Source organism: Carboxylicivirga marina, from assembly GCF_016612505.1.
Lineage (GTDB): Bacteria > Bacteroidota > Bacteroidia > Bacteroidales > Marinilabiliaceae > Carboxylicivirga > Carboxylicivirga marina.
In genome coordinates this window covers 80,059-88,960 of sequence record NZ_JAENRR010000018.1, presented here as the reverse complement: position 1 = coordinate 88,960, position 8,902 = coordinate 80,059, and the positions used below count along the sequence as shown (strand labels likewise).

9 protein-coding genes are annotated in these 8,902 nt (G+C 36.8%); 2 read left to right on the top strand and 7 right to left on the bottom strand.

Features of this window, described 5'->3' with window-relative positions; all coding sequences use genetic code 11:
* Positions 1-407: 407 nt before the first annotated feature.
* Positions 408-1,343: an aldo/keto reductase gene (locus tag JIV24_RS09750; protein ID WP_200464839.1), complete on the bottom strand. Its 936-nt coding sequence runs from the start codon at positions 1,341-1,343 to the stop codon at positions 408-410.
* 106 nt (positions 1,344-1,449) lie between these two features.
* Positions 1,450-1,881, bottom strand: coding sequence for a hypothetical protein (locus tag JIV24_RS09745; protein WP_200464838.1), 432 nt, complete (start codon positions 1,879-1,881; stop codon positions 1,450-1,452).
* A 525-nt stretch (positions 1,882-2,406) separates the two neighbouring features.
* Here JIV24_RS09745 and JIV24_RS09740 point away from each other — a divergent pair.
* Positions 2,407-3,015 carry a DUF3244 domain-containing protein gene (locus JIV24_RS09740; RefSeq protein WP_200464837.1) on the top strand — a complete coding sequence of 203 codons (609 nt, stop codon included), beginning with the start codon at positions 2,407-2,409 and terminating at the stop codon, positions 3,013-3,015.
* Positions 2,999-3,130, top strand: a complete 132-nt coding sequence (locus tag JIV24_RS22640; RefSeq protein ID WP_262896396.1) for a hypothetical protein — start codon at positions 2,999-3,001, stop codon at positions 3,128-3,130. The genes JIV24_RS09740 and JIV24_RS22640 overlap by 17 nt, the downstream gene beginning before the upstream one ends.
* Here JIV24_RS22640 and JIV24_RS09735 read toward each other — a convergent pair.
* Genes JIV24_RS09735 through JIV24_RS09715 form a run of 5 tightly spaced genes read right to left on the bottom strand, consistent with a single transcriptional unit; the run spans position 3,125 to position 8,836 of the window.
* The gene (locus JIV24_RS09735) at positions 3,125-4,414 is read right to left on the bottom strand and encodes a nucleotide sugar dehydrogenase (RefSeq protein ID WP_200464836.1); all 1,290 of its coding nucleotides are present in this window, start codon (positions 4,412-4,414) and stop codon (positions 3,125-3,127) included. The two genes, JIV24_RS22640 and JIV24_RS09735, sit on opposite strands and share 6 nt — an antisense overlap.
* Positions 4,415-4,425: 11 nt before the next feature.
* On the bottom strand, positions 4,426-5,451 hold the full coding sequence (locus JIV24_RS09730; RefSeq protein WP_200464835.1) for a Gfo/Idh/MocA family protein: 1,026 nt from the start codon (positions 5,449-5,451) through the stop codon (positions 4,426-4,428).
* Complete coding sequence (locus JIV24_RS09725) at positions 5,452-6,036, bottom strand: acyltransferase (RefSeq protein ID WP_200464834.1); 585 nt, start codon at positions 6,034-6,036, stop codon at positions 5,452-5,454.
* A gap of 5 nt (positions 6,037-6,041) precedes the next feature.
* Complete coding sequence (locus tag JIV24_RS09720) at positions 6,042-7,166, bottom strand: DegT/DnrJ/EryC1/StrS family aminotransferase (protein ID WP_234445774.1); 1,125 nt, start codon at positions 7,164-7,166, stop codon at positions 6,042-6,044.
* A 35-nt stretch (positions 7,167-7,201) separates the two neighbouring features.
* Complete coding sequence (locus tag JIV24_RS09715) at positions 7,202-8,836, bottom strand: hypothetical protein (protein WP_200464833.1); 1,635 nt, start codon at positions 8,834-8,836, stop codon at positions 7,202-7,204.
* Between the last annotated feature and the right edge of the window lie 66 nt (positions 8,837-8,902).

Genomic DNA, 8,902 nt, shown 5'->3' with positions numbered 1-8,902 from the left:
ATAGGTGTAATTTTATTCACACTCTCGTGAAAAAATTATGATTTTGAAAAAGCGCTTTGGAGAACCTGAGTTGTCACAAATTTTCAAATTCATAATATTAATTCTCAATTCTTTCAATTACGCTGCTTTAATAATTTCCTATTCCTCAAATGTCATGTCATATTTTTTGATACGTTTAAACATTAACTGCATTGCGTTTTTTCAATAGCTACCAACTCCTGTATATCTGTCATTTATGTTTATGAAAAGGGCATCTGCCGGCTTTATCTCCGATTTTGTTTCGGCTATATAAGCTTCCAGCATGTCTTGGGCATCTGTTTCATCATTGCCTTTAAGTAGAAATAATGTGTATTTCTGATCGTTAAGCTGATAACTGACTTCAAACGAATGCCTGAGGAATGGGTATCCTAAAATATTTTCGTTAAAATATTTCTCACTGAATTTAATTTTTCCGGCTCAATATGATATTTAGTGGGTAATACTCTTAATATCATTCTGGGGTTTTCAACCCCAAACCCCGACTTCATTTTTTCAAAGATGAAAAAACGCAAGCAAAAAAATCTTTGGCTAAGCCTGCTTAAGCTCATAAAACTACGGTTGAATGACTGGAATCGTTTAAACTCACTTCGCTCGAACAAAAAACGATTCTTAAACGTCATATACAACCTTGTTTTATGGCTCACCAGCCAAGGCCATAGGGTAATTCTTGGGCTTACCCACTCTAACCCATACAGAACCATTTTTCCTTTTAAAGGGAAGTGCCTGAATTCATTGGGAAATGTGGTCTTATTATTTAATTGCTCAGCAAGTTGATTGCTTATTTGTGTCATTGCTTTTGTGCTTTCGGGTGTTACTTTTAAAGCTCTTATCTTAATGTAATATTGGCTTGCCAAAAAGTATCTGTAGTCGGTTTTTAGGCGATGCAGACTTTCTTCAAATCGTTCGATAAACAACTGTTTTATTTCGGGTTGGTATAGATCTCGCTCAGTCTCTTTTAAATATATTTTGGTCACAATGTTAACATCGTTTCGCAATTGGTTTTTGTCCAACGCTTCGCCAAGCATCTTTTCATTCATGCCATTTTGATAGTACCAGGCCGTATCAAATAGCCTCACACCCTTATCGTATGAACGAACAATTAATCCGGGAATGCTTGCGTTCATTACGCCCATGCTTACAACAGTTACTTTTAGGCCTGTTCGACCAAGTGTTCGGTAAATGATGTTTTCTGGTGCAATATCGCTGTGATTAGCAGTTTTAATTGGCGATGCACTGGCAAGGCCAGCCACATTTAGCAGGGCTAATGATTGGCCTGTTTTGGTGATAAATTTCCGTCTGTCCATTTTGTGGGTATTTGTTTCTACCTATAAATTTATAGATTAAATACCCTGATGCTTTTCTTGATAGACAGATGTTTTATTTATGTGGATGAAAGCGGGATTATATCGATTAATGCTTTTTAGAAGATAAAAAGGCTATTGTATTTTTAATAGTCAATGTTCTTTTATTGGATGTTAGCGAAAATGTGGCATTTTCTTTTTCGACGAACTTTGTGATGTATAAAGACTTTTTGAATACCTCTATTGCTTTATCTGAATTATTCTGCTTTATCAGAAGTTCTCCCTCGGCATAAAAGAGTTCGGCCAAAACTTTTAAGTGTTCCTGAGTGTAATGATGCTTCTCCAATAAACTATGTGTCAATTCTTCTTTTGGTAGTTTATTAAAGAAGGCAGCATCCTGTTTGAGGAAATCACGATAGGTATTGTTTAGTCGCTTGCTGGCCTGTTGTAAATCACCTTTTTTAAGTAAGCCAAGAAAAAGGGCAATCATCTCAGCCATCATTTCCATCATTCGTAATATATAGTCTTTTTGATATGGCATACACTAATATACATTAAACGAGTTAAAAATGGAGGAGTTCGTTATATGCCTGTTGTTTTTTCAGCCAACAAACCGAATAATGCTAATAACAAAATGTAATAATTCGAAACGTATAAGGTAAATGTGATTTCAAATAGACATTAAAATACAAGATGTTTATGTGTTTTTAACACTTTCTTAATGAACAAACGATTTTTTTTACACTTTTTACAATGCATTCCCACAATATCAATATTCTGAAAAAACGACTTTGGAGTATTAATTTGCGATTATTTCTATAAATCAAGACTAAAAACTGAATAATATTTTTTAACCCCCATCATTTATGAGTAAAAATGCTAAAAAAATTATTTTTCACTCGCAGACCCCCTAAAAAGATATGCATAAAGTGTTCTTTTTGATTATTTAACAAAAATACCCCTTAAAATTTACTTATGAATTAAAAAAAACATTCTACATTTGCATCGTACCCCACAACAAAGAGGGGGTCAATTAAAATTATTAACTATTTAAAATTGTTTTACTATGAAAAAAGTAAATGTATTTAGGAGGATTTTGCCGATTGCCTTATTGGCGTTATTGCCCGCGGGAGCTTTTGCAAAAGGAAAGATTTTTATCAACTCGTATTTAAAAACTGATTATGCGGTAATTACAGCTCGCTATGATGCGTCTGAAAACTACCGAGTAAAGATTTTTGATGCAAGTGGAGATGAGCTTTATTCTAGTTCGCGAATTAGTGGAGCCACTTCGTTTCAGAAGTTATTTGATTTAACTTCACTTGAGGATGGTGACTACACAATTCATTTGACAAGCAAAAGTGAATCGTCACGAGAGAAATTTACAGTTAAAAACCACGAGTTGGTTAAAACTGAAGGAACTATTGAAAAAAGTGAAATGTTAAAAGCTTTTTTTAGAGTAGCAGAAGATAAGCTTTATGTGAGTCACATGAACTTTGATAATGCTGCATTAAGTATTACTATTGATGATAAGTTTGGAACTGAGCTGTATAACTCGAGTTTACCTACAAAGAGTACTTACTCTGGAATGTTTGATTTAACAAATCTTCCTTCAGGTGAATATCAGGTTTCATTAGTTTCAGGCGGTAAAGAGTACAGTTATGAATTTGACAAGTAATGATGAAAGTGACCAGGTAGACCAACAGAATAGGTTTACAGAACGAATAAACGGTGTATCAGATATTTTCCAGATACACCGTTTTTTTATGCTTATTACTTTCTCAATACTATAAACTCCAGTATGTCAGTTCTTTTATTTTATCTCTAAAGATACCCTTGACATCCACAAAAACACCTTCGTCAACCATTATTGATTTAAAATAATCTTCATCCAATTGAGCATACTCATCATGGTTAACGGCAACAATAACCGAGTTGTATTTTTCTTTAATTTCATCGATTAGGTCGTAACCATATTCATGCATTAATTCATCAGATGAAGCGTGTGGGTCAACAACATCAACATGTATACTAAATGATTTAAGTTCATTAACCACATCAGCAACCTTTGAATTACGGATGTCACTCACGTTTTCTTTAAAAGTAGCACCCATTATCAATACTTTTGCTCCATTGATTTTATTACCATTCGAAATCATCTTCTTAACAACAGTTTTGGCCACATAGCCGCCCATTGAATCGTTAATAAACCGTCCGCCGGTAATTATTTTAGAATGATAACCGAGTTCATTGGCTTTGTAAGTGAGGTAATAAGGATCAACACCAATACAGTGACCTCCCACTAAGCCGGGGAAGAAACGTAGGAAATTCCATTTGGTTCCGGCAGCCTCCAACACTTCAAAAGTATTGATGTCCATGCGATCGAAAATTAATGAAAGCTCATTCATCAAGGCAATGTTTACATCGCGTTGAGTATTTTCAATTATTTTGGCAGCCTCAGCTACTTTTATTGAGCTGGCTTTATGAATGCCTGCTGTAATAATACTTGCGTATATATCTTCAATAACCTGAGCTGATTCATCGTCGCTACCTGAAACAATTTTTAAAATCTTGGTTAAGGTATGTTCTTTATCACCTGGGTTGATGCGCTCAGGACTGAAACCAACTTTAAAGTCAATATTAAACTTTAAACCAGATTCTTCTTCAAGAATAGGTACACAATCATCTTCGGTACAGCCTGGGTATACTGTAGATTCAAATACAACATAGTCCCCCTTTTTTAATGCTTTACCAACTGCACGTGTTGCCCCAAGAAGAGGTCTTAAGTCTGGTAAATTGTGATTGTTGATGGGAGTTGGTACAGCTACTACATGAAAGTTGGCTTCCTTTAAGTCGGCTGCATTACTTGTGTAAACGATATCGCAACCATCAAAAGCTTCAGCTTCCAACTCATTACTAGGGTCGATGCCTTGTCGCATCAATTCAACACGGTCTTCTTTAATGTCAAAACCTATCACTGACATTTTTCGGGCAAATTCTAATGCAATTGGCAAACCAACATATCCCAGCCCTATAACCGATAACTTCTTCTCCTTGGCAAGTAATTCTTTTAACATAGTCGAGTCTTTTATAATTCAGAAGGTTTGTGTTTGTAAATTCGTTCAATCATTTCTACTACCTTAAGTCCTTCAAGTGCATTAGTGGTAATGCTGCCATCGCCTTTAAGTACATTTACCACATTGTCTATCACAAAATGATGGTTGGCGGCAGAACCCTTGTATGGACCATAATCATTGGGCGGGTTTGATGGCTCAAGTTGTGGCATGGTATAATTTTCAATATTACACTCTGCAACTTCGTTCATATATTGTCCTGAAACTTTTACAGTTCCTTTGCTGCCAATAATAGTGATGCTGCTTTCCAGGTTCTTATTCCAAATAGATGTGCTGTAATTAAGAGCTCCCATGCCCCCGTTTACAAAATCAAAGGAAACAAAGCCACTGTCTTCAAAATCGGTTGAGTGTTTATGGTTGAAATCCTTAAAGTTTCCTTTTATGTTGGTGATGTCGCCAAATAACCAGTACATGATATCTACAAAGTGAGAAAACTGTGTGAATAACGTTCCACCATCCAGCTCTTTATCTCCGTGCCAGCCTCCTTTTTTGTAGTAACGATCATCACGGTTCCAATAGCAGTTAAGCTGTACCATGAATATGTCGCCCAGTAATTCCTCGTCTATGACTTGCTTGAGCCATACACTTGGCGGAGAGTAACGATTTTGCATGACGGCAAATACCTGACGCGACATTTGCAATGCTTTGAAGATGACTTTTTCAGCATCTGCCTTATTTAATGCCATTGGTTTTTCAACAACAACATTCTTTCGGGCCTCTAGTGCTTCAATTGCCTGATTGGCATGCAGACCATTAGGTGTGCAGATATTAACAACATCAATTTCGGGATGATTTTTTAGTAACTCAGCTAATTCACTGTAAAAAGGAATGGTTTCATTCCACGATAGATCGACTGCCGATTTAATATCGCAAACAGCTACCAGTTCAGCATCATTGTTACGTTTAATCATTTCGGCGTGGCGCTTACCAATGTGCCCCAGACCAATTATTGCAAATTGTATTTTCGATTTTGAAACCATCTATTCTATTATCTTCGCTACTGTATTGTTCTCTAATTTGTATTTCTCTTTGCTTTCGGGGCACAAAGCAATCCCATTAGTATCAAACTCTAGCCGATGACCAAATTCACTCATCCAGCCTATTTGTTTCGAAGGGTTCCCAACAACTAATGCATACGGAAGGATGCTTTTGGTAACTACAGCACCAGCTCCAATAAAGGCATATTCACCAATGTCGTGTCCGCAAACAATTGTTGCATTAGCGCCAATGGTGGCTCCTTTTTTCACAATTGTTTTGGCGTATTGTCCCCGTCTGTTAACTGCGCTTCTAGGGTTGGTTACATTGGTAAATACCATTGAGGGGCCAAGGAAAACATCATCTTCGCATATAACGCCTGTGTAAATAGAAACATTGTTTTGAACCTTTACGTTTTTACCAAGCTTCACATCTGGAGAAATCACTACATTCTGTCCTAAATTACAATTTTCACCTAATTCACAACCGGTCATAATATGCGAGAAGTGCCAGATTTTAACACCTTTATGTATTATGCAGTTGTTGTCAACAACAGCGGTTTCATGAACAAAATAGTTTTGATCATCCATATGGTTTATTCAAAAAAAGCCAAGATGGCATCGGTTATAAATGTTAATTTTTCGTTGGTTAATTCAGTGTGCATTGGCAAAGATAATACCTCTTTACTTAATAAAACGGCATTAGGCAAGTTAGGTGTTTTTTTCAAAAATTGTTCAAAAGCTTCCTGTTGGTGTAATGGTACAGGATAGTATACCATTGACGGAATACCCTGGTCTTTTAAATGAGCCTGTAAATCATCACGTTTCCCATTTTTAATACGTAGTGTGTATTGATGGAAAGTGTGTGTGCAAATTTGTGTACGAGCCGGAATTATTATTTCCGGATGGTCTTTTAATGCACCATCATAAAAATCGGCTGCCCTACGACGTCGGGTATTGAAATCATTAAGTTCTTTAAGCTTTACATTCAGAATAGCTGCCTGTACCGTGTCCAGGCGAGAATTGATGCCAATTATTTTATGAAAATATTTTTTCTCAGAACCATGATTTATAATCATACGCATTTGCGCCGCCAGCTCATCATTGTTAGTAAAACAGGCACCTCCATCGCCAAAGCATCCCAGATTTTTAGACGGGAAAAAAGAAGTGCATCCTACATCGCCAATGGTTCCTAGTTTTTGGATTTGATTGTTAAACTGGTAGTTGCTGCCAATGGCCTGTGCTGCATCTTCAACTATTTTAAGTTGGTGTTTATCAGCAATAGACATTAACTGGTTCATGTCGGCACCTTGTCCAAACAAATGAACGGGTATGATAGCTTTTGTTTTATCAGTGATAGCTGCTTCAACTTGCTCAGGAATTAGCATAAATGTATCCAAATCTACATCAACCAATACAGGAGTAAGTTTGAGTAATGCAATGACTTCAACAGTGGCAATAAACGTAAATGTTGATGTGATAATTTCGTCGCCCTCTTTTAGGCCAAGAGCCATTAAAGCCACTTGCAAAGCGTCGGTGCCATTGGCACAAGGTATAACATGTTTAACATTTAGGTACTTCTCAAGCTTACTCTGAAAAGTTTTTACAGCCGGACCATTTATAAATGCTGACTGCTCAATGACTTTGGCTATCTCACTATCTATTTCAGGCTTTAGTCGATTATACTGCGCCTGAAGATCTACCATTCTGATTTGTTCCATATTGCCTTTTTCGAGCCGTTAAATTAGGAAAAATATCAGAATCCGAAGTTCATCCCGAAGGACAGGATGTTATCACCCTCCAGATAAAATGGGTTAGTGTATAACTCTTTGTCAGATCCTGAGAATTCATTTTTGGTTGCCTCAATAAATATAAAAGCATCATTAACAACTTGATAGGAGGCTTTTAGTGTGAGGCTTTGATTTTTATATCTTAACTCATTGATAAAGGGTAAGCCTCTGCGTTCGTGCTCTGGATTTATTTCGGGATGTTCTTCAATTTCTCCATCGTTGAGTATTTTCATGTAATCTTTCCCTTTTTGCATCCAGGTATAGTTGGCGATAATATCGACCCCGAGTATGGGTTTAAAGCCAACAGCCAGATATAACTCTTCAGCATTGTCTCGCATATAACTGCCTAGCATAAAACTATTGCTCTTAAAAGTTATTGATGGAACAAAATTTTCATACGTCATGGGCCTTACACGTGTATATTCGGCAGTAAATGAAGTGTTGGGCAGTAAGTCATTAACTTTTGCTCCTACTTTAAATGCAATATGATTTGATTGTTCTTCTTTGTCAAACATTCGCCCTAAGGCTATTTCATCAATAAAAACTGAAGTATAGAGGTGTAGGTTTTTAATCTGTCGACTGCTAATATCGAGATACATTTGGGCATTATGGCCCACCCAGTTATCCCAAGAATTATAGGTGTGATCGGCCGATTTATAAAATAAAAAAGGAACCATAAATGTGGGGTTGAAATCGGTATCGCCGTAAATAATTGAGTTGCCAAATGAAATGTATAATTTCTTCATTGGTTTTATGGTGAACATGTTAGACGATATAAATTTATTGGCATACACTTCACGATCGCCTCCATATACCAGATAGGTGCGCGATGAATCAACCACCTCACTTACTAACCATCCGTGCATGTAGTTAAATTCCAGCCATTTTGTTGGAGTCATTGAAAATGAGATGTAGCCATAAGAAGGTGCTTTGCCAGTAATTATGCTGGCTTCGCTGTAGCCATTCCCCCAGGCAATATGGTCTTTATGGAGTCCAATGCTCCCCCAATTCCATGAGTAAGTGATGCCCCCGCGTGTTTCTGAATAATCTTTCGCATCACCATCGCCTTTATAAACTGCTCCTGGACGCTTTGATATATATTGGCTACCACCTAAATAACGTGATTCGTGATTATCTCTCAAGCTTCCGTAGATGCCAACATGTTTACCAATGCTTCCATAGAATTCGGCACCGCCCCATCGATGATATTCTGTTGATTGGGCGTTATTAAAAAACTGCCCGCCTAAAATAGGGTTTATCGTAACTTTAAAAAGTGAGTCACTATGGTAAAGAACATCAAAACGTTTGTCGAAATCTTTTCCAATAGTTAATTCTTTATTAAAATCTTTCAGGTAAAAGGATACTTCTTGCTGTTGGCGTTTGGTTAATGATGGATGTTCATTGGCTTTTTTGAGTGCCTGCGCAATGGTTAGTCGAGAGTAAGGTTTAATGGCCGAATTTACTTCGATAATACCTTTATTGGCCAATTCATCAATGAAATCATATATGGCTGTATTGCTTATGTGGTGAGGGGTTTCTTGAGCTTTGATATAGCCTGAAAGAAGAGTAATATTCAGAAGTATGACTAGTAAATGTCGCATATAGTAAGGTTTGTTAAGGATGAAAGTAAATAAAAGCCCTCATCTTATCAAATAGCATACTGTATG

Coding starts and splice junctions, on each gene's coding strand:
- JIV24_RS09750 (WP_200464839.1), bottom strand. CDS start 1,343: ATGGACAGACGGAAATTTATCACCAAAACAGGCCAATCATTAGCCCTG.
- JIV24_RS09730 (WP_200464835.1), bottom strand. CDS start 5,451: ATGGTTTCAAAATCGAAAATACAATTTGCAATAATTGGTCTGGGGCAC.
- JIV24_RS22640 (WP_262896396.1), top strand. CDS start 2,999: ATGAATTTGACAAGTAATGATGAAAGTGACCAGGTAGACCAACAGAAT.
- JIV24_RS09725 (WP_200464834.1), bottom strand. CDS start 6,036: ATGGATGATCAAAACTATTTTGTTCATGAAACCGCTGTTGTTGACAAC.
- JIV24_RS09745 (WP_200464838.1), bottom strand. CDS start 1,881: ATGCCATATCAAAAAGACTATATATTACGAATGATGGAAATGATGGCT.
- JIV24_RS09715 (WP_200464833.1), bottom strand. CDS start 8,836: ATGCGACATTTACTAGTCATACTTCTGAATATTACTCTTCTTTCAGGC.
- JIV24_RS09740 (WP_200464837.1), top strand. CDS start 2,407: ATGAAAAAAGTAAATGTATTTAGGAGGATTTTGCCGATTGCCTTATTG.
- JIV24_RS09735 (WP_200464836.1), bottom strand. CDS start 4,414: ATGTTAAAAGAATTACTTGCCAAGGAGAAGAAGTTATCGGTTATAGGG.
- JIV24_RS09720 (WP_234445774.1), bottom strand. CDS start 7,166: ATGGAACAAATCAGAATGGTAGATCTTCAGGCGCAGTATAATCGACTA.